This window comes from Alphaproteobacteria bacterium US3C007, from assembly GCA_034423775.1.
GTDB lineage: Bacteria > Pseudomonadota > Alphaproteobacteria > Rhodobacterales > Rhodobacteraceae > Thalassovivens > Thalassovivens spotae.
On the sequence record CP139918.1, the window covers coordinates 2,415,545 to 2,434,457 of the forward strand.

Annotated in this window: 20 protein-coding genes; 7 read left to right on the plus strand and 13 right to left on the minus strand. The window is 51.6% G+C overall.

Annotated elements, in window-relative coordinates:
- The first annotated feature begins 16 nt into the window (after positions 1–16).
- Genes UM181_11525 through UM181_11535 form a run of 3 tightly spaced genes read left to right on the plus strand, consistent with a single transcriptional unit; the run spans position 17 to position 2,257 of the window.
- Positions 17–724 (plus strand): ABC transporter permease, encoded by a 708-nt coding sequence (locus tag UM181_11525; protein ID WQC61959.1) that lies wholly within the window; start codon positions 17–19, stop codon positions 722–724.
- On the plus strand, positions 717–1,442 hold the full coding sequence (locus tag UM181_11530; protein ID WQC61960.1) for an ATP-binding cassette domain-containing protein: 726 nt from the start codon (positions 717–719) through the stop codon (positions 1,440–1,442). The genes UM181_11525 and UM181_11530 overlap by 8 nt, the downstream gene beginning before the upstream one ends.
- Positions 1,442–2,257, plus strand: coding sequence for a substrate-binding domain-containing protein (locus UM181_11535; protein WQC61961.1), 816 nt, complete (start codon positions 1,442–1,444; stop codon positions 2,255–2,257). Before UM181_11530 ends, UM181_11535 begins: the two co-directional genes overlap by 1 nt.
- A gap of 631 nt (positions 2,258–2,888) precedes the next feature.
- Here UM181_11535 and UM181_11540 read toward each other — a convergent pair.
- The 7 genes from UM181_11540 to hisB all read right to left on the minus strand — a co-directional run bounded on the left by UM181_11540 (position 2,889) and on the right by hisB (position 7,566).
- Entirely contained in the window at positions 2,889–3,995 is a 1,107-nt protein-coding gene (locus UM181_11540) for a serine/threonine protein kinase (GenBank protein WQC61962.1), read from the minus strand.
- Between the two features lie 118 nt (positions 3,996–4,113).
- Positions 4,114–4,413: a Dabb family protein gene (locus UM181_11545; protein WQC61963.1), complete on the minus strand. Its 300-nt coding sequence runs from the start codon at positions 4,411–4,413 to the stop codon at positions 4,114–4,116.
- Positions 4,410–4,721 carry a phosphoribosyl-ATP diphosphatase gene (locus UM181_11550; GenBank protein WQC61964.1) on the minus strand — a complete coding sequence of 104 codons (312 nt, stop codon included), beginning with the start codon at positions 4,719–4,721 and terminating at the stop codon, positions 4,410–4,412. Before UM181_11550 ends, UM181_11545 begins: the two co-directional genes overlap by 4 nt.
- A complete protein-coding gene (hisF, locus tag UM181_11555; GenBank protein ID WQC61965.1) occupies positions 4,718–5,482 on the minus strand; it encodes an imidazole glycerol phosphate synthase subunit HisF in 765 nt (254 codons plus the stop codon). Before hisF ends, UM181_11550 begins: the two co-directional genes overlap by 4 nt.
- Complete coding sequence (gene hisA, locus UM181_11560) at positions 5,475–6,197, minus strand: 1-(5-phosphoribosyl)-5-[(5-phosphoribosylamino)methylideneamino]imidazole-4-carboxamide isomerase (GenBank protein WQC61966.1); 723 nt, start codon at positions 6,195–6,197, stop codon at positions 5,475–5,477. The genes hisF and hisA overlap by 8 nt, the downstream gene beginning before the upstream one ends.
- A 139-nt stretch (positions 6,198–6,336) precedes the next feature.
- Positions 6,337–6,972, minus strand: a complete 636-nt coding sequence (gene hisH, locus UM181_11565) for an imidazole glycerol phosphate synthase subunit HisH (protein WQC61967.1) — start codon at positions 6,970–6,972, stop codon at positions 6,337–6,339.
- A gap of 6 nt (positions 6,973–6,978) precedes the next feature.
- Positions 6,979–7,566 (minus strand): imidazoleglycerol-phosphate dehydratase HisB, encoded by a 588-nt coding sequence (gene hisB, locus UM181_11570; GenBank protein ID WQC61968.1) that lies wholly within the window; start codon positions 7,564–7,566, stop codon positions 6,979–6,981.
- A 735-nt stretch (positions 7,567–8,301) separates the two neighbouring features.
- Here hisB and UM181_11575 point away from each other — a divergent pair.
- Together UM181_11575 and UM181_11580 are read left to right on the plus strand one after the other, a co-directional pair.
- A complete protein-coding gene (locus UM181_11575) occupies positions 8,302–9,342 on the plus strand; it encodes an acetoin utilization protein AcuC (protein ID WQC64743.1) in 1,041 nt (346 codons plus the stop codon).
- A gap of 211 nt (positions 9,343–9,553) precedes the next feature.
- Complete coding sequence (locus UM181_11580) at positions 9,554–10,879, plus strand: AarF/ABC1/UbiB kinase family protein (protein ID WQC61969.1); 1,326 nt, start codon at positions 9,554–9,556, stop codon at positions 10,877–10,879.
- Between the two features lie 59 nt (positions 10,880–10,938).
- On the opposite strand, the gene UM181_11585 is transcribed toward UM181_11580, so the two are convergent.
- Both UM181_11585 and UM181_11590 read right to left on the minus strand, forming a co-directional pair.
- Positions 10,939–11,673, minus strand: a complete 735-nt coding sequence (locus UM181_11585; protein WQC61970.1) for an SDR family oxidoreductase — start codon at positions 11,671–11,673, stop codon at positions 10,939–10,941.
- Complete coding sequence (locus UM181_11590) at positions 11,670–12,278, minus strand: glutathione S-transferase family protein (protein WQC61971.1); 609 nt, start codon at positions 12,276–12,278, stop codon at positions 11,670–11,672. Before UM181_11590 ends, UM181_11585 begins: the two co-directional genes overlap by 4 nt.
- A 132-nt stretch (positions 12,279–12,410) precedes the next feature.
- Here UM181_11590 and UM181_11595 point away from each other — a divergent pair, with 132 nt between their 5' ends.
- Together UM181_11595 and UM181_11600 are read left to right on the plus strand one after the other, a co-directional pair.
- On the plus strand, positions 12,411–13,166 hold the full coding sequence (locus UM181_11595) for an enoyl-CoA hydratase/isomerase family protein (protein ID WQC61972.1): 756 nt from the start codon (positions 12,411–12,413) through the stop codon (positions 13,164–13,166).
- A gap of 133 nt (positions 13,167–13,299) precedes the next feature.
- Positions 13,300–14,163 (plus strand): acyl-CoA thioesterase II, encoded by an 864-nt coding sequence (locus UM181_11600; GenBank protein ID WQC61973.1) that lies wholly within the window; start codon positions 13,300–13,302, stop codon positions 14,161–14,163.
- Between the two features lie 85 nt (positions 14,164–14,248).
- Here UM181_11600 and UM181_11605 read toward each other — a convergent pair whose 3' ends face one another.
- The 4 genes from UM181_11605 to gltX form a co-directional block, all read right to left on the minus strand.
- Positions 14,249–15,034 (minus strand): SDR family oxidoreductase, encoded by a 786-nt coding sequence (locus tag UM181_11605; protein WQC61974.1) that lies wholly within the window; start codon positions 15,032–15,034, stop codon positions 14,249–14,251.
- Positions 15,035–15,100: 66 nt separating this feature from the next.
- On the minus strand, positions 15,101–15,877 hold the full coding sequence (locus UM181_11610) for an enoyl-CoA hydratase-related protein (GenBank protein ID WQC61975.1): 777 nt from the start codon (positions 15,875–15,877) through the stop codon (positions 15,101–15,103).
- A 260-nt stretch (positions 15,878–16,137) separates the two neighbouring features.
- Positions 16,138–17,433, minus strand: coding sequence for a citrate synthase (gene gltA, locus UM181_11615; GenBank protein ID WQC61976.1), 1,296 nt, complete (start codon positions 17,431–17,433; stop codon positions 16,138–16,140).
- 65 nt (positions 17,434–17,498) lie between these two features.
- The gene (gene gltX, locus UM181_11620; GenBank protein WQC61977.1) at positions 17,499–18,902 is read right to left on the minus strand and encodes a glutamate--tRNA ligase; all 1,404 of its coding nucleotides are present in this window, start codon (positions 18,900–18,902) and stop codon (positions 17,499–17,501) included.
- Positions 18,903–18,913: the final 11 nt, after the last annotated feature.

Below are 18,913 nucleotides of genomic sequence, written 5' to 3' on the forward strand. Positions count from 1 at the left end.
GACCCTAGGTATAGATATGCAAAGTTTATCCGAATCTTTTTATATTGCGGCCGCTTTGATTGTTTCAGGCGATGAGGGTCTTTGGGCGATCGTATTGCTTTCGTTAAAAGTATCGCTGAGCGCGGTGATCATCGCGGGGGTGTTTGGTATACCGGCCGGTGCGGCATTGGCGATATTACGATTTCGCGGGCGGCTTGCTGTTTTGGTGGGGGTAAATGCTCTGATGGGTTTGCCGCCGGTCGTTGTGGGCTTGGTGGTTTATTTAATACTCTCTAGCGCCGGCCCGTTGGGCGTATTGGGGCTGCTTTACACCCCAAGCGCGATGATTATCGCGCAGACAATATTGATAACGCCGATTTTAATCGCCCTGAGCCGGCAAGTGGTTGAGCCGCTCCATGAAGAATATCGGGATCAACTGACCTCATTGGGTGTGCGCGCGAGCCGACGCGTTGCAGTGCTGCTTTGGGAGGCGCGGTTTGGGTTATTGACTGCCGTCTTGGCTGGGTTTGGCCGCGCGATCGCAGAAGTTGGAGCAGTGATGATCGTTGGCGGGAATATTAACCATCTGACGCGGGTTATGACCACGGCGATCGCTTTGGAAACCTCGAAGGGCAACCTGAGCTTGGCCTTGGCTTTGGGTCTTATTTTGGTTGGCTTGGCGGTGGCTGTAAATGGGTTGCTGGGATTTTTAGGTTGGCAACGCCGCGAGGCTTTCCATGTCTGACATGCATGTTCAAATTGACCAGCTAAGGCTTTCAATCGGGGGTGTCATCCGCCTAAATATTCCATTCCTACGTTTGGATCCGCAGGGTCCAACGATGATTCTGGGGCCAAATGGGGCGGGTAAAAGCCTTTTATTGCGGGTTCTTCATGCTTTGCAAACGCCCGATACGGGCTCTGTGCAGGTGCGGCATATCTCAGGAGAAACGGCCAGGCAGGCGATGGTATTCCAAAGGCCCGTTCTGCTGCGCCGGTCGGTGCGTGCGAATTTGCTTTTCGCTCTATCTGCGTCGGGATATGCGCGTCAAACCCGAGCAGAATTGGCAGAAAAATGGATGCATCAGGGGAAATTGGCGCATTTGGTAGATCAACCCGCGCGGCGGCTTTCCGGCGGTGAGCAGCAACGTCTATCATTGGTGCGGGCGCTGTGTTGCAACCCAGAGATTTTGTTTCTGGATGAACCCTGTGCGCATCTTGACGTAAATGCCGCGCAAGATGTCGAGGCTTTGATAAAAAGCGCGATAGAAGCTGGTATTAAGGTGGTGATGATTACTCATGATCGGGCACAGGCGCGCCGCTTTGGTGGCGAGATTTTGTTAATGGAGGGCGGGCAGGTGAAAGCGCAAGAGGGGGCAGCATTATTTTTTGGCCCGTCTCAAAACCCGTGGACGCAAGCGTTTTTGCAAGGGTATGAAATTTCGGATGCCGAGGCAGAAACCTAATGAAAAATCGTGTTTTAATGGCTTTAGCCTTGCTTTGGTTCAGCGTTACCGCGCCAGTTCAAGCCGCAGACGCGATTTTCATCCAATCCACCACATCGACACAAAATTCAGGATTGTTAGACGCGCTTTTACCTATTTTCACCCAAGATACCGGCATCGCTGTCCGGGTGGTTGCTGTGGGCACGGGGCAGGCCATTAAGAATGCCAAGAACGGCGACGGCGATGTGCTTTTGGTGCATTCCAAAGACGATGAAGAGGTCTTTGTCAAAGCGGGCTGGGGGCTTGAACGCTTGGATGTGATGTATAATGATTTTGTCATTATTGGTCCCCGGCTGGATCCTGCCGGTATTCGCGCCAGCGCCGATGTGACCGTTGCCCTGCAAAAGATTGCGGCCTTGCAGGTGCCTTTTCTGTCGCGGGGAGATGATAGTGGCACGCATAAAGCTGAAAAAAAGCTTTGGACAGCAACGGGCATTGATGTGGCCGCAGCCTCGGGCAGTTGGTATCGCGAGGCCGGATTGGGAATGGGTGCCACATTGATGATGTCAACCGCCATGAATGCCTATACATTGAGCGACCGGGCCACATGGATTAGCTTTGCGCGCAAGGGCAATCAGGATGTTTTGTTTTCGGATGATTGGCGGTTGTTCAATCAATATGGGGTGATTGCGGTGAATCCAGCGCGGCATCCGCATGTGAACGCTCTAGGAGCTGAGCGATTTGTAGACTGGATCACCGGGCCAAAAGGGCAGGCGGAGATTGCGGCTTTTAAAATTGGCGGTGAGCAGTTGTTTTTTCCCAATGCCACGCGCTGATCGGCGCCCAAGCCAATTTTTGATCCTTATAGCCGCGCAGCGGTCTGCCTTGGTTTTAAACCCATTAGGTTTGGTAAAACTTTAAACGCTTGTAGAAGTTAAATCGACTCGAGCCACGCGCCTGCCCAAACTCAGCACGGATAAGTGCTGTCCAAAACTGTTCTTTATCTGCTTGGTTTGAGGCGCGATTATCAGCGGGACCACGCCCATTTATTATTTAATTGGAGCGCCTTTTGCACTTAACACATCCGCTTGTACCATAAGACTGCTTGGTAGGGTTTGATTTTTCAAATGGGTTTGGCAGCGCAAAAGGCGGAGTTTTCCCATCTTAAAGGTCACCTTCCGGCAAGCGAGTGACGCCAGTTTCGATTGCGTCCGTGTAAGGCCTTCGAGTGCATTATTTGCTGTATTGAGTGGAACCGATAAAGCCCTTAGGCCGGCCGAGCCGATGGCCTGCGATCGGGCGTGGACCAGACGCGTTTGCGACGCGCGTCTGGTAAACTTTAGGCATCTTTTGCCGCATCTCAGTGCTGGGTAGCAATCGTGGGCGGGGCGTGTCGCCCCTCTATTGCGCAATATGGCACTGGTGCCCTGCGCGCTTTCTATAGTTGCCTTTTTTGCGCGGATTTGGTTATTGATGCGGAAAGTAATCCTCGCATTGGCCTTCGCGATACACATCTGCGGTGCAGCAATGCAAGCCGCCGCCAAACGCATATGCATCTCGCAACTCAACCTCGATCACGTTCATGCCCAGCTTGTCCATTTGCTCAGCTTGATAGACCTCAGATTTTTCAACGCAGACGGTTTTTGGATCAAGGACCAAAACATTCATGCTGAGCCAGGTTGATGAATAGCAAAGCGGCGGGGGGCTGTTATGCGCCGGCTGTGCGGCATCCACAATCTCCCAGCCATTTTTTTCGAACAGGCCGCGTTGCTCTGCGGGCAAACGGCGTTGCGGATTGTTTAAAATCAGCCCTGGGCGCAAAGGGGTGAATGTGGCATCGATATGGATAGGGTAGGGATCGCCGGGGAAATTTACCGTATGCACGCGATGATCCGGAAAATGCCTGCGCAGCCATTCGATGCCTTTTAAATTGGTGGTAAAGCCATGTTGAACAACGAGATCGCGGCCAAAGCGCAGAATGTCAGCTGCGTCAAAAAGCGGTTCTTCTTCTGTGGTGACAAAAAACTTCTCTTCCGCCCATTTGAGCCGTTTTTCAACTCCGATTTTATCCGATAAATAATCGGGATGATAATCGGCATTGGTCAAACGGGGTTTTGGCGCCGCTTCATGGCGAAAATTGCGGTCTTCCTCCCAGTATTTTTGCATCAGCGGCCGGTAGCAGAGATATTCAAACCAGCGGCAGCGATACGACATTGTGGCTTCCAATATTTCAGAGCCAACCGTCAGTAAGACATCGCGTGGTGGCATACATCCAAATTGGCTTTCGGTGTGAAAATCCGGCGTGATTGCGGGCGCTGAGAAATCAATTGGGGTTGGGCGATCCACGCGAATACCGCGCGCTTGCAGCAGCGCGGCAAAATTATCAAGCAGCTCATTGGCGCGATCGATTGTTTCCTGCGGGCGGCGGCCCCATTGGCCGCGCATGTCACTGTCTTCGGGCACTTTGGCATCTAGTGCGGGTTCTTCAGGGGGAATATGGCAATCATCGGCGCGACCAACGATTACATGTTTCAAAGGGTCCCATTCATTCCAGCTGTTTACCACGGATGCCATTTTAAATCTCACTTTTTAAGACGGTTTTCTTCTGCGCTCAAAAAGCTTAGATTTTCCGCCGGTGCAATCAAAAAATCGCAGTTTTGGGGCCGGAGTTAAAAAATTATGCGCGTGCGCCTCAGGCCGGTAAGGCGCTTTCAAAATCAACCGCCAGCCGCAATTCGCGCAGGGGGCGCACTTTTGCGATTGAAGCTTGATAGATGGGGTGAGCTTTATACGCCGCCAAAGCGGCTTCATCTTTGAATTCCGCATACACGACCCAATCAACCCGATCTTGCGCGATCGGGTCGCTTCCGATATTGCGCGCCACTTCAAAGCGCAGCGCGTTTGGAATTTCGGCCAAAAGCTGCAACCCTTCGCCGATTGCATCAATATCATCGAGGTTTTTAGCGTTAAAAAAGACGATATGTCGGATCATGTTTTGCGCGCCGCCTTCTCAGTAAGGCCGGATTGGGCCGTTCTTCGCTCAAGCTCTGCCATGACATGTGATAGGCTGATCTCGCGTGATTTCAGCAAAACGAGAAGATGATACATCACATCTGCCGCTTCGTTGATCAGGCCGTTGGAATCATTTTTAACCGCTTCGATGATCAGTTCGACGGCTTCTTCGCCAAATTTTTCAGCGCATTTTTCCGCGCCCTTTTCCAGCAATTGCGCGGTCCAACTTTCGCCGGATGGCGCAGATGAGCGTTGCGCGATCAGATTTTCAAGCTGCTCCAACGTCATGTTTCTATCCTCATAGCTAGGCCCGCGGCTTCCATATGCGCTTTGGCCTCAGCGATTGTATAATCGCCAAAATGAAAAATCGATGCGGCGAGCACGGCTGAGGCGCCCCCTAGACGTACACCATCCACCAGGTGATCTAGTGTTCCTACACCACCAGAGGCAATCACGGGGATATCGACCGCCTCAGCGATCGCGCGGGTCATTTCAAGATTGAAACCGGCTTTCGTACCATCGCGATCCATAGAGGTGAGCAAGATCTCACCGGCGCCCTTTTGGGCAATTTTAATGGCAAAGTCTACCGCATCCAGGCCAGTTGGTTTGCGCCCCCCATGGGTGAAAAGCTGCCATTGTCCAGGAGCTACTGTTTTGGCATCGATCGCGCAGACGATACATTGGCTGCCAAATTGATCTGCTGCCGCGCTGATCACATTCGGATCGGCCACTGCGGCCGAGTTGAAGCTGACTTTATCCGCCCCTGCGCGCAACAGAGCCCGCACATCCGCGGCGCTGCGCACGCCGCCACCCACGGTAAGGGGTATATAGCATTGCTCGGCTGTGCGCCGCACAACATCGAACATCGTGCCGCGGTTTTCATGCGTGGCATTGATGTCTAAAAAGCATAATTCATCTGCCCCCGCGTGATCATAAGCGCGCGCGGCATCCACCGGATCACCCGCATCGCGTAAATCCACAAAATTGATCCCCTTGACCACGCGCCCATCGGCCACGTCTAAACACGGGATGATGCGGGTTTTAAGCATCTAACGCCTTCAGGGCAGCGCCAAGGTCAAGCGCTCCATCATAAAGCGCGCGCCCCGAAATAGCTCCGTTTAAAGCGGCTCCACAGCTCTTCAAGGCCAATAGGTCGGCCAGCGAGGAAACTCCACCTGACGCGATCACCGGAATGGAAATCGCATCCGCCAAAGCCGCAGTGGCTTCAATATTTGGTCCCTTCATCGCGCCATCGCGGTTGATATCGGTGTAAATAATCGCAGCCACGCCATCTTGTTCAAACGATTTTGCCAGCTCGGTGACCTCTGTATCGGTCTCAACCGCCCATCCTTTGGTGGCCACCATGCCATTGCGGGCATCGATGCCAACGGCAATTTTATCTGGGAAAGTCAGGGCTGCTTGCCGGACAAGGGCGGGGTTCTCAACCGCGACAGTGCCTAAAATCACCCGCGACAACCCCTTTTCGATCCAATTCTCAATGGTCGCCATATCGCGGATACCACCGCCCAATTGAGCCGGCACGTTGCACTGCTTCAAAATGGCTTCAACGGGTTCGGCGTTGACGGGTTTTCCGGCAAAGGCACCGTTCAGATCAACCAAATGCAACCATCTGCACCCCGCGTCAACAAAGCTTCTGGCTTGGGCGGCCGGGTCTTCATTAAACACCGTGGTGGCGTTCATATCGCCACGCAAAAGCCGCACGGCTGCGCCGTCTTTCAAGTCGATAGCAGGATACAGGATCATTCTTTTCTCAAAACCTTCTTAACGGGGTGCATGTGCCATGTCAGAGCGCGAATTGCAATCAACGGATCGGCATCTATTGCATCCGCCCTTGCAGTATGTCGCGGGGGCAATGGAAGCCTGTTCTCTTGCCCGAATGCCGCTAGGGGGACCAAGACAAGAAATTGGCGATCATCTGCAGGCCAGCGATAGAACTTTTTTCAGGATGAAATTGTGTGCCAACCATTGTGTCTCGGCCCACGATTGCCGAAATCGGCTGCCCATAATCTACGCAGGCGATGCGTTGAGAGGGTGCATTAAGCTCCATGTGATAGGAATGCACAAAATAAGCATGGCTTCCATCGGGCACGTTGCGCAAAAGCGGGTGCGGTTGATCGAAGCTTAAATTATTCCAGCCCATATGTGGAACTTTAAGCGCAGGCTCGTTCGGCTTGATCTTGTGAATTTCCCCATCAATCCAACCCAGACCGCTGGTGGCTTCATATTCAAACCCTTTTTGGGCCATCATCTGCATGCCGACGCAAATGCCAAAAAATGGACGTCCGCGCTCGAGCACAGCTTCGATCATTGTCTCAAAAACGTCAGATTCTGTCAGCGCTTTGCGGCACGCCGGAAACGCGCCATCGCCAGGAAGCACCAAACGATCGGCTTTGGCAACCATGGCAGGATCAGCGCTCACGCGCACCTCTCCTGCATTGGTTTCTTGGGCCATACGTTCAAAGGCCTTGCTAGCAGAGTGCAGGTTTCCGCTATCGTAATCGATTATAACGGTCAGCATGATGTTTTACAGACTGCCTTTGGTCGATGGCAATTTACCTTGCATCCGCGGGTCATGTTCAACGGCTGTTCGCAACGCCTTGGCCACCGATTTAAAAACCGCTTCTGCAATATGGTGACTGTTGAAGCCATGGATCTGATCAATATGCAGCGTCATCCCCGCATGCGTGGAAAACGCCTGAAAAAATTCGCGCAATAATTCGCTGTCAAAGGCGCCGATTTTTGCGCTTGGCAGCACTACGTTCCAAATCAAAAAAGGCCGTGCAGATAAATCTAATGCACAGCGAATTTGTGCATCATCCATCGGCAATAAACAGCTTCCATAACGATTGATACCGCGTTTATCCCCCAAAGCTTGGCTGAGCGCTTGGCCCAAAGCAATACCAGTATCCTCAACGCTGTGATGGTCATCAATATGGGTATCGCCTTCGCAGCGGATACGCAGATCGATCAAGGAGTGGCGCGACAGCTGATCGAGCATGTGGTCAAAAAAGCCAACACCTGTTTGATTGTCATAAAGACCAGTGCCATCCAGATCCAGCGTGACTTCTATTTTTGTTTCAGCCGTGTTGCGGCTCACGGTTGCGTTGCGCATGAAATTCCGTCCTTCTCTTTGCACCACCTTATAGAGCGCTCTTGATGTCGCGCCAACCCCCATGAGCGCGGGCGCTGAAGAAGGCTGTTAGAGGTTCCATTCAAGGCTAAATGTAAGCGAGATCCTGCGCGTTGTTTTGGGCGCCCACACCCGCGAGCTGCGGCAAGGATGGCAGCAGGTATAGGCTGTCATCTCTGGCGCGCTGTCGCGGTGATCCGGCGCGGTAGAAATAGCTTTTTCGTGTTATCAGTCGTAGATCTTCCGCGATTGTGTTGGCACAAAACCTCCGATGGGTAAGGTCAAAAATTATGGCTTTTAATGGCGTGCATTTTAGCGCTCCAGAATCTGGGGTAAAATTCGTTGCTGCTTACTTAGGTGATGCGCCAAAGCTTTGTTTTCGACGGGTTCAGTGCAGAGAAAGCAAAAGGTTGCAGGGCCAATGCGCGCAGTTGGGCCTTTGTATAGCCGTGCGCCACAGCGCTCTATGTCAGAGTGGCGGTAATTTGAACCGCTTCTTAACTGCGCCAAGAAGTTTAAATTTTCCATTGATAGTGTAAAGCCGGTTCTGATGGTAGATTTGCCGTGTGAAAGAGCTAGATGTAAACTTCATTAACGTGGTGAAAGGTTTGTAAAATTATAGAAGAAAACGACATAATAACAGAAGCCTGCAGGCCGTATTTAATTTCATCTTCGATCTACCGCTATTCGAGTTACGGCGGCAATCATCCGCTGGCTATTCCGCGTGTTGCAGCGGCTTTCGATCTTATCTCTTCGTTGAACATGCGCAGTTTGGATCGCTACTGCACGGCGCCTCAGGCAAAGCCTGCGCTTTTGAAAACCTTCCACGCGCCAGAGTATATTGCGGCGCTTAAAAGGGCTGAAGATACGCAAAAAATATCAGAGCATGATCAGAAGAGATACCAATTGGGCACTGTCTCAAACCCGGTTTTTAAGGGTATGTTTGCACGGCCGGCCACGTCTGTTGGAAGTTCGTTATTGGCTGCTGAACTGGTTGCAAATGGTGGCGTTGCTTATGCGATGGGCGGCGGTTTACACCACGGGTTGACCGATCGCGCGAATGGCTTTTGCTTTTTGAATGATTTGGTATTTGCAATCTTACGGCTGCGCAGCCTTGGCGTAGAACGTATTGCTTATGTTGATTTGGATGCACATCATTGCGATGGGGTTCAGGCCGCGTTTTCGGGGGATCGTGACCTTCTAATGATCTCAACCCATGAGGCGAAAAGATGGCCTTTTACAGGGGGTCTCTCTGAAAATATAATTGATCAGCAGATGAATATACCCCTGTTAAAGAATTGTAATAATGAAGAATTTAATCTTTTCACGGAAGATTGTGTTTTTCCTGCATTGGCCCGCTTTGCCCCCGAAGCGATAATAATCCAAGGTGGGGCTGATGCTGTTTGCGATGACCCTCTGTCGCGGTTGGGGCTGTCAAATTACACGCTGTGGAACGCGGTAAAACGGCTAAAAGAAATGTGCGACAAAATCATTCTGACGGGCGGCGGCGGATATAACCCATGGACGGTGGCGCGCTTATGGGCTGGGTTTTGGTTGGTTCTCAACGATCGCTCGCCTTTTATCGAGCTTCCGAGCGGCGCGCAGCGCGGTCTTGAAAGCCTGTCTTGGCAGCGCAAACTGCGCCCCAGCCGTGATTTAATCACTCAACTTTACGATACTCCACCCGAAAAGGCGCAAATTATACGGCCGGAAACCGCTGCTTTGGCAAAACATATTCGCAATCTTCACGCGCTTTGAAAAACACATACGCCCGGCCTTTGGCGCTGCATCATAGCATTTTTTATTGGTTTGGCCCGTTTCTGACGCGATTACAGAGAATAAACAGCCTTCTGCGCGGGGCGGACCTTTCTTTATGGCGCTGCCCCGCTATGTCCAGCTTCATGAATACCCAGTTTGATAAATGTGTAAGAGGCGCGTTGATGCCTGCTCAGAGCCGGATTTTTTGGCTGTGAGCGGGCGTGCTGTAAAGGTTCCAAGTGGCCGCGCGGCGCGCCTTGCTCATATTGGTGGCCTTTCTTTGGGTATGATGGGCAATGTTGCTGGCCAAGGTTTGAAAGAGCTGGGTTCTGGCCGGCGGCCGGCGCTTCCACAGCTTTTAATGAGCCCTCAAAATATAAGCCTTTTGGCGCGTAAACTGGCAAAAATGCGCGGTGCGGCGATGAAACTGGGCCAGCTACTTTCAATGGATAGCGGCGATTTTCTGCCATCGGAGCTGGCAATGATTTTGCAGCGTTTGCGGGCTGAGGCGGATTTCATGCCCCCGAAGCAATTGCGAGATGTGCTGAACCAAGAATGGGGAATGGGCTGGATGGGGCGGTTTTCCCGCTTTGATGTGCGCCCGATGGCGGCCGCTTCGATCGGGCAGGTCCATTATGCCGTAACCAAGGCGGGCGAGGCCTTGGCCATAAAAGTTCAATATCCAGGCGTGCGCAACAGCATTGATAGCGATATTGAAAACGTATCCGCCCTAATCGCATGGTCGGGGCTGTTGCCCCCCGGCCTCGATCTGGGCCCGTTTCTGACCTTGGCGAAAGAACAGCTGCACGAAGAAACCGATTACGCGCGCGAGGCCAAGCAGCTGTTATGCTTTGGCGACCTTTTAAGCGGGGATACCCGCTTTGCAGTGCCGCAAGTGCACGCGGATTTAAGCACCGAAAATATATTGGCGATGGAGTTTATGCCGGGTCAGCCGATTGAAGATTTGCTTCAATTTCCAACAGAGGATCGACGTGCTGTCATGGAGGCTTTGATCGATTTGAGCTTAAAAGAACTTTTTGATTTCAAGCTTATGCAGACAGATCCTAATTTCGCGAACTTCCTCTATGATGCAAAATCAAAACGGGTGGTTTTGTTGGATTTTGGCGCAACGCGCCCGGTGAATGCGGCGCTAAGTGCAGCCTATGCCCGCTATCTGAACGCAGGTTTGGCAGGGCAAGAAACTTCTATGTGCAGTGCTGCGTTGACGTTAGGGTTCTTAAATGAAGCCATGCCGCAGAGCATGCAGGATGAGTTTGTCGAGATGATGCATCTTGCTTTTGCAGAGCTGGCAAAGGATAAGATTTTTCAATTTGGCCAAAATGAACTGGCGCATGATTTGCAACAACGCGGTTTGCAAATGGCCGAGCGCTCGCGCGAGATGCATTTGCCGCCGCCTGAGACTTTGTATATCCAGCGTAAAATGGCGGGCCTTTATTTATTAGGGCGTCGACTTAAGGCAGAAGTTGATTTGCAAAATTTGCTTAAACCTTACTTGCATGATTGCGATCAGGGCTAGCCGGAAAGGCCGATTGTAATCTTGCTTAAGCGGGTAAAGGGCGGATGTATTTGCCCAGATTACCATGTTTCGGAAAATGGCCGCAGGTCGAACTCATGGCTCCAGCCATCTTTGCTTTGATGGTATAAGCTCCAATACGCCTCCGCCACAGAGCTTGGCTTCATCAGACTGTCTTCGGGCAGTCTATCTGGATCTTTGCCCTGCGCCCGAAATCGCTCACGGATAAATCCAGTGTCAACGGCGGCATCAATAATCAGATGGGAAACGTGAATATTTTGCGGGCCCAATTCACGGGCCATGCTTTGCGCCAGCATACGCAACCCCGCTTTCCCGGCCGCAAATGCACTATAGCCTGATTTTCCCCTCAAACTGGCAGAAGCGCCCGTGAAAAATACTTTACCCCTGCCGCGTGGAACCATATATCGCGCAGCTTCTCGGCCCGTTAAAAATCCTGCGAAACAGGCCATTTCCCAAACCTTTTGAAAAACCCGCGTGGTCGTTTCCAGAATTGGAAAATGAACATTTCCACCCACATTGAAGATAACCAGATCAAGGGCCCCGATATCGCGTTCGATGGTTTTAAAAAGATCTGCGGTTTGGTCCTCATCGCGGGCATCCATAGAAAACTTATATGCGACCCCGCCAGAGGCGGAAATCTCATCGACTAGGTCTGTCAGTTTATCGCCATTGCGACGCGCCAAACAAACCACAAACCCGCCTTGTGCGAAACGCCGGGCGATGGCGGCGCCAATATAATCGCCCGCGCCCACGATCAGCACAATCGGCGTCGTCATAAGGATGACGCCGTCTGAAAGGCTGGGCGTTGGCTCAGATGTTCGCCATAGTGCAGGAGGTTTGGTTTGTCACTGAAATCCGCGCCAAGGCGTTTTGCCATAATCACCGCATGACCGGTCATGAAATCAGCCGCTAATAAGTGCTCGCCAAGCAGAAACGTTTTCCCTTCAAGCTGTTGCTCCACGCTTGTCAGCATCTGCCCCAGAAGTTTCGTAGCGCGTTTCACATTCACTTCGTTGCGCCGCTCTGGCGGCAATAGAATCGTTTCGACCACGATGGTGTTCATCGGCGGCATGATCATGCCTTCGGCGTAATGAAACCACTGCAAATTCACTGCAAACGCAGCCGAGTTTATATCTGGGATAAATCTTCCAGCGCCGTATTTGGCGAGTAAATATTGTAAAATCGCGCCGCTCTCATAAAGCGTGATATCGCCATCGACAAGCGTGGGCACGCGGCCCATCGGGTGCAAAGCCCGATAGGTGTCAGAGCGCATATCGGAGCTTCCAAGCTCAAAACTCTCAATCTCATAGCTGAGGCCAAGCTCCTCAAGCAACCAAGCCACGCGAACGGCGCGGCTGTTGCGGGCATAATATAGCTTCATTCGTTTTTCCCAATGCGACTAAAATAGTTTCAAAGAGTGACTTTGCAGGAAACGTAGCGTTACGATTTGATCTCTGTCAACTAAAGGATAAGCTGGCGTTAAATTGGGGTGTATAAAAAAGGGCGAGGCGCTATGATAACGCAAAATTGGCTGATCCGGGAAGATGATATGAGTGGGGTGACTCGCATCACATTATCATCCCCGCCGGTGAATGCCTTAACGGTTGATAATTTAGCGCTTCTCACCAATTTGGTGGCTGTCTTAGAGGCGGATAGCGCGGTGCGGGCGGTTGTACTTGCCAGCGCATTACCCGTTTTTTCAGCAGGTCTAAACCTCAAAGATGCGGTGCATTTTGATCTTCAGGCGCAAACCGCTGTGGTTGATGGGATGGACCAAGCTTTTGGCGCTTTGTTTTCGTTTCGCAAGCCCTTGATTGCGGCGGTTTCAGGCGCGGCCATTGCAGGGGGGCTTTTTCCTGTTTTATGCGCAGATTATCGAATTGCCACCGCCAAGGCTAAGTTTGGATTGGCTGAGGTGAAGGTGGGCGTGGCCATGCCTTTTTGCCCGATGGAGATCGCGCGCGCCGCTCTTAGTCCAAATGATCTGCGCCGCTTGATGCAGCGAGGAGCGGCTATTTCAGCGGATAAAGCGTTAGGATCAGGCCTGATTGATGAGCTTGTCGAGCCAAGCGAGCTTTTAAGCCATGCTCACAGTGTGGCGGCGGAATATGCTCAATTGCCGCCGCAAACCTATGCTGAGATTAAAATGCAGGTGAGAGCTGAAGCGATTGAACGCATTGAAAAAAATAGAGCACACCGGCAGGCCACGCCCGCTTTGCCTTGGTTTAGCCCCGAAACGCGGCCTGCAATGCGCAAGTTGATCGGGTGAGGTTTTCCCTGCGCGTCGTTTTTATTCCCTGGCATGGAAGTATTCCGATTTGACGCTTGCTGAGATCCCGCTGTGAAATACGTAATTTGGCAAGGGCGCTGCCTCAAACGTGCCGGTAAAGGAAACCGTTAAAATGACAGATCCGGGCGATGATTTGATAAAAATGCTTGAATTGACGCCTGTGGGGACAGATGCGTTTCAAGGCGTTGGAACGGGTGGTGAAACCACAATGCGCATTTTTGGGGGCCATGTAATCGCGCAAGCGTTGAGAGCGGCCTATCTGACGTTAGAGGGGCGTCTATGCCATTCCTTAAACGCCTATTTTATCCGAGCAGGAGATCCGGCTGTGCCGGTAATCTATCACGTTGAACGTACGCGAGATGGTGGCAGCTTCACAACGCGGCGTATCGTTGCACGCCAGCAGGGTAAAGAAATTCTTACGATGAGCGCGTCGTTCCAGCATCAAGAAGCCGGCGTTGAGCATCAGCACCCCATGCCCGCATGCGTGGGCCCTCAGGTATTGGCGTCGCGCAGCACCTTGCGTCACGCCGAGGTGCACCGTTTGCCTGAAAAGCATCAGGAAGAGTTTCTACGCCCGCGGCCTGTTGAGGTTCGAGAGGTTCAACCGCGCGATTCTTTCACGCCTGACCCTTGCAGCGATAAGAACCAATTGTGGTTTCGGATGAGGGCCGCGGCCAGACAAAGTGCAATAGTGCAGCAATGTTTACTGGCATATGCCTCGGATCTAAATCTGTTAGCATCCGGGCTACGCCCGCATGGCGTGACCTGGTTTCAACCCGGGGTTATGGTGGCCAGCCTTGATCACACAATTTGGTTCCATCGACCGACGCAGTTTGAAACATGGCATTTATACGCAATGGACAGCCCTTTTGCAGGGGGGGGACGGGCGTTTAACCGGGGTTCAATTTATGCCGCTAACGGCAATTTGGTGGCCAGCGTGGCGCAGGAAGGTTTGGTGCGGCAACCGCGCCGGTGAAGCGCATCATCGCCCATCTGTGGCAAGATCCGAAACCGGTGAATAGGTGGATCTCACCATGTTATGTTCACATTGCTAAGCTCAGTTATTTTGCTTCTGGTGATTTTGAGTTAGTATTTGCACGGTTCAATTTGCGCATACCTCCAATCCAACGGTCATAATCGGACGTTTTATTTCGCATATAAGTCAACACTTCTGGATGCGGTAAAATGAGAAAGCGTTCGTCTTTGAGCCCTTGTAGGCAGGCTTGCGCCACGTCACTTGGCTTTAAAATGCCATCAAGACTGGCAGCATGGCTGTCCAGCCCGGTAATCATATCAGTTTGCACGGCTTGTGGGCATAGCACCGATAGTTTGATCCCTTGATCCCCATAGGTGAAGGCTAACCATTCGGCAAAACCGATCGCGGCATGTTTGCTCACCCCGTAAGGCGCAGACCCAATTTGGTTTAACAATCCAGCCGCCGAGGCGGTTTGCAGCAAATAGCCCCCGCCCCGCGCAATCATGCGGGGTACCAAATGCCGCGCCACCCAAATATGCGACATGACATTGGTTTCCCAAACCCGCTGCCAGTCTTGATCTGAGGCGTCAAGCCCTGCCTGATTTAAAATTCCCGCATTCGAGCAAAACAGATCAATCGGGCCTATTTCGGCTTCGCTTTGCGCGATAAGGTTGATCAGATCGGCCTCTTTTGAAACATCGGCTTCTATGCTCACCCCATCGATCAGATCTGCGGTTTCTTTGCTTTTGATTGCGTCAATATCGCTGCAAATAACCCTCTTCGCCCCCTGTTTGGCAAAGCAGATTGCAAGCGCTTTGCCGATCCCTGCGCCTGCGCCTGTGACCACAATAATTTTATTCTTGATATCCACGTTTCATTATCTTTCGTTAGAGCAAGGGCAAAACGCAAAATGTCTTTTAAAAGAAATACTGATTGGTCATTTATTCACCCATTTTGGGGCGCGTTTTTCAACGAAAGCCTCAACGCCTTCGCGTAAATCTTCTGTTTGAAGAAGATCAGCCAGAACCTCGCGGCTAAATTCTAAGCTGGCAGGCAGGTTTTCGCGCTTGGCCAGATCGTTCAACACCCGCTTGGTGGCTTTCACCGCCGAGGGCGAAACAGAGGCGATTTCCTGCGCTTTGTTCAATGCGGTGTCTAAAAGTTCTTTGTCTGATGTAACCGCATTCACAATGCCCATATTTAACGCTTCAGCCGCCGAAATACGGCGCCCTGTTAGCATCATTTCATGGGCAGCAACGCGCCCGATATAACGACTGAGGCGCTGTATGCCGCTGGCGGCAGCCATGAAGCCAACTTTTACCTCGGGCAGGGCGAATGTGGCTGTTTGCGCCGCGATGATAATATCGCAGGATAAGGCGGTTTCAAAGCCGCCACCCATTGCAAAGCCATTCACGGCTGCAATGACCGGTTTTTCCAAGTCAAACCTTTGGGTTAAGCCAGCAAAGCCGGTTCTGGGCATGGTGGCCGCGCCGCCCTTTGCCGTGGCTTTCAAATCATTTCCCGCGCTAAAGGCTTTTTCGCCCGCGCCGGTTAAAACGGCGACCCAGAGATCGGGATTTGCTGCAAATCCGTCCCACACGCCTGCCAATTCCGCATGCATGGGCGCATGCATCGCGTTGTAAACATCAGGTCGGTTGAGCGTGACCAAAAGGACTTTGCCATATGTGCTAAGGTTAACGAATTCATAGGACATTGCTGCTCCTTCACAAAAATAGCGTATCTCACAAGCCGATGTTTTGGCGGCTTGTGCCGGGCGCTACAACATAGATTTGCCGATGCATTTTATCAAAGTAACCGGTTGATCTCTGCAGTTCAACGGCGCTTTGGGGGGCAAGCTAATATTGCTCTTGTGCGATTGACCCTCCCACCTAAGACCCGCCCGCCATTTAAAAAGATGGCTGGCTGGACGCCGGACTTATTCCGTAGGCAAAGCGACCAATTGCAAAATAGATCTTAGCGATCTTCAATATTTACATAGTCGCGCGCTGTATCGCCCAGATATAATTGGCGGGGACGACCAATTTTCATTTGCGGATCTGCGATCATTTCTTTCCATTGCGAAATCCAGCCAATGGTGCGGCTCAGAGCAAAAATTGGTGTGAACATTGAGGTTGGAAAGCCCATCGCTTCCAGAATAATTCCCGAATAAAAATCTACGTTTGGGAATAGTTTCTTTTCAACAAAATAGGGGTCACTAAGGGCCACTTTTTCAAGCTCTTTGGCGACTTGCAGCAATGGGTTATTGGCCACTCCGAGCAATTCAAGAACTTCATCTGCCGATTGTTTTAATACGGTGGCACGCGGATCCGTGTTTTTGTAAACGCGATGACCAAATCCCATCAAACGAAACGGATCATTTTTGTCTTTCGCCTTGGCAATAAAGGTCGGGATATTCTCGACGGTTCCGATTTCGCGTAGCATTTCCAAACAGGCTTGGTTCGCGCCTCCATGCGCGGGGCCCCAAAGGCAGGCAATACCCGCGGCAATGCAAGCAAAAGGGTTAGCGCCAGAACTTGAGGCTAGTCGTACGGTGGATGTTGAGGCGTTTTGCTCGTGATCTGCATGAAGGGTAAAGATCCGGTCCATTGCGCGGCTAAGGATCGGATTCACTTTGTAATCCTCGGCCGGTACGGCAAAGCACATGCGCAAAAAGTTAGAGGCGTAATCAAGATCATTGCGCGGATATTCGAAAGGTTGCCCGATTGTATATTTATACGCCATGGCGGCAATCGTCGGCATTTTGGCAATCATTCGGATCGACGCCACTTCTCGCTGCCATGGATCAGAGATATCGGTGCTGTCGTGATAAAAGGCGGACATAGCACCAACGACACCCGTCATAATTGCCATTGGATGCGCATCCCGGCGAAAGCCTCGGAACAAATACATCATTTGTTCGTGAATCATTGTGTGATTGGTGACGCGGCTTTCGAAATCCTCTAGCTCCGCTGGTGAGGGCAATTCACCGTAAAGCAGCAGATAACAAACTTCTAAATAATGCGATTTAGAGGCCAGTTGATCGATTGGATATCCGCGGTGCAACAGCTCACCTTTGGCGCCATCAATGAAGGTGATGGTGCTGTCACAACTGGCTGTTGAGGTGAAACCGGGATCATAGGTAAACACGCCAGCATCTTTGTATAGGCTGCGAATGTCAATTACGTCTGGCCCGGCGGATGGGTGGTGAATGGGCAATTGATACACTTGACCGTTTAAGCGCAACTCTGCGGTTTGTTTTGTATCAGCCATATTCGTTCCTTTTCCCATTGGCACTATGGCCTTGTTCTTTCTGATTATGCGCGATGTGAGCAGATTTAGCTTTCTGCTATGGCGTCTTTGATTCGCGCTATCGTTTCGTCGCGGCCCAGCAAAACCATCATATCATACACGCTTGGAGTGGCTTTTCGCCCAGCAAGTGCGGCGCGTAATGGCGCCGCAAGCTGCCCGAATTTGATCCCGTTTGAGCCAACAAATTCGTGGAAAAGCACTTCCAAATGTTCCCGGCTCCACGTAGCATTTTGCAATTGCGGCGTCAATGATTGGAGTATACCAATGAATACAGAGTCAAGCGTTGCCTGCGCGGGCTCATCGATGGAAATCGGGCGTGTTTGTAGAATAAAGCGAGCCTTTTCAAGAAGTTCAGGAAGTGTTTTGGCCCTTTCCTTGAGGCAATACATGGCCGTATCCAACCCCTGTAACTGCGCGTCCGTGAATGGCGGCGCCGCGATCGCAGATTGATAATTCGTAATATCTTGCAGCAGTGCAGCATTTGAAGCGGCGGCTATATGTTTGCTTGAAAGATTTTGTAGTTTTTTGAAATCAAACCGCGAGGGCGATTTGCCTATGCCTTTAAAATCAAACCACTCTTGCGCCTCAGCATCGCTGAAAAATTCATCATTCCCATGGCTCCAACCAAGCCGGGCCAGATAATTGCGCATCGCAACCGCGGGGTATCCCATCTGTTGGTACTCTTCGACGCTGGTGGCCCCATGACGTTTCGAAAGTTTTTTGCCATCATCGCCAAAGATCAAAGGAATATGGGCATAGACCGGCAGGGGCCATTCCATAGCTTTATAGATCAGCATTTGGCGCGCGGCGTTGTTTAAATGATCATCGCCGCGGATCACATGCGTGATCCCCATATCATGATCATCAACCACGACCGCAAGCATGTAAACTGGTGAACCATCCGAGCGCAGCAACACCATATCATCCAGTTGCGTATTGCGAATGACCACCTTGCCTTGCACTTCATCATCGATATGCGTTTCGCCGTCGCGCGGGGCTTTTATTCGGATCACAAATGGCGCATCGGGATGCTCTGAGGCTGGAATATCGCGCCAGGGGCTTTGAAACAGCGTCGAGCGCCCTTCGGCGCGCGCGGTTTCTCGAAAGGTTTCGATCTCCTCTTGCGTCGCAAAACACTTAAAGGCATGCCCCGTTTTTAAAAGATGCCAGGCGATCTGGGCATGGCGTTCGGCGCGCTCATATTGACTGATAGCTTTTCCATCATAGTCTAAGCCCAACCAATCTAATCCGCGCAAAATGGCGGCGCTGGCTTGCGGAGTTGATCTTTGTCGATCCGTGTCTTCAATGCGTAACAAAAATTTACCACCGCGCCCGCGGGCGTAAAGCCAGTTAAACAACGCCGTGCGCGCCGTCCCTATATGCATATATCCTGTTGGTGAGGGGGCAATTCTCGTAACAACCTGTGACATTACAGATTAAC

Coding starts and splice junctions, on each gene's coding strand:
- UM181_11525 (WQC61959.1), top strand. CDS start 17: ATGCAAAGTTTATCCGAATCTTTTTATATTGCGGCCGCTTTGATTGTT.
- UM181_11530 (WQC61960.1), top strand. CDS start 717: ATGTCTGACATGCATGTTCAAATTGACCAGCTAAGGCTTTCAATCGGG.
- UM181_11535 (WQC61961.1), top strand. CDS start 1,442: ATGAAAAATCGTGTTTTAATGGCTTTAGCCTTGCTTTGGTTCAGCGTT.
- UM181_11540 (WQC61962.1), bottom strand. CDS start 3,995: ATGGCATCCGTGGTAAACAGCTGGAATGAATGGGACCCTTTGAAACAT.
- UM181_11545 (WQC61963.1), bottom strand. CDS start 4,413: ATGATCCGACATATCGTCTTTTTTAACGCTAAAAACCTCGATGATATT.
- UM181_11550 (WQC61964.1), bottom strand. CDS start 4,721: ATGACGTTGGAGCAGCTTGAAAATCTGATCGCGCAACGCTCATCTGCG.
- hisF (WQC61965.1), bottom strand. CDS start 5,482: ATGCTTAAAACCCGCATCATCCCGTGTTTAGACGTGGCCGATGGGCGC.
- hisA (WQC61966.1), bottom strand. CDS start 6,197: ATGATCCTGTATCCTGCTATCGACTTGAAAGACGGCGCAGCCGTGCGG.
- hisH (WQC61967.1), bottom strand. CDS start 6,972: ATGCTGACCGTTATAATCGATTACGATAGCGGAAACCTGCACTCTGCT.
- hisB (WQC61968.1), bottom strand. CDS start 7,566: ATGCGCAACGCAACCGTGAGCCGCAACACGGCTGAAACAAAAATAGAA.
- UM181_11585 (WQC61970.1), bottom strand. CDS start 11,673: ATGACGACGCCGATTGTGCTGATCGTGGGCGCGGGCGATTATATTGGC.
- UM181_11590 (WQC61971.1), bottom strand. CDS start 12,278: ATGAAGCTATATTATGCCCGCAACAGCCGCGCCGTTCGCGTGGCTTGG.
- UM181_11595 (WQC61972.1), top strand. CDS start 12,411: ATGATAACGCAAAATTGGCTGATCCGGGAAGATGATATGAGTGGGGTG.
- UM181_11600 (WQC61973.1), top strand. CDS start 13,300: ATGACAGATCCGGGCGATGATTTGATAAAAATGCTTGAATTGACGCCT.
- UM181_11610 (WQC61975.1), bottom strand. CDS start 15,877: ATGTCCTATGAATTCGTTAACCTTAGCACATATGGCAAAGTCCTTTTG.
- gltA (WQC61976.1), bottom strand. CDS start 17,433: ATGGCTGATACAAAACAAACCGCAGAGTTGCGCTTAAACGGTCAAGTG.
- gltX (WQC61977.1), bottom strand. CDS start 18,902: ATGTCACAGGTTGTTACGAGAATTGCCCCCTCACCAACAGGATATATG.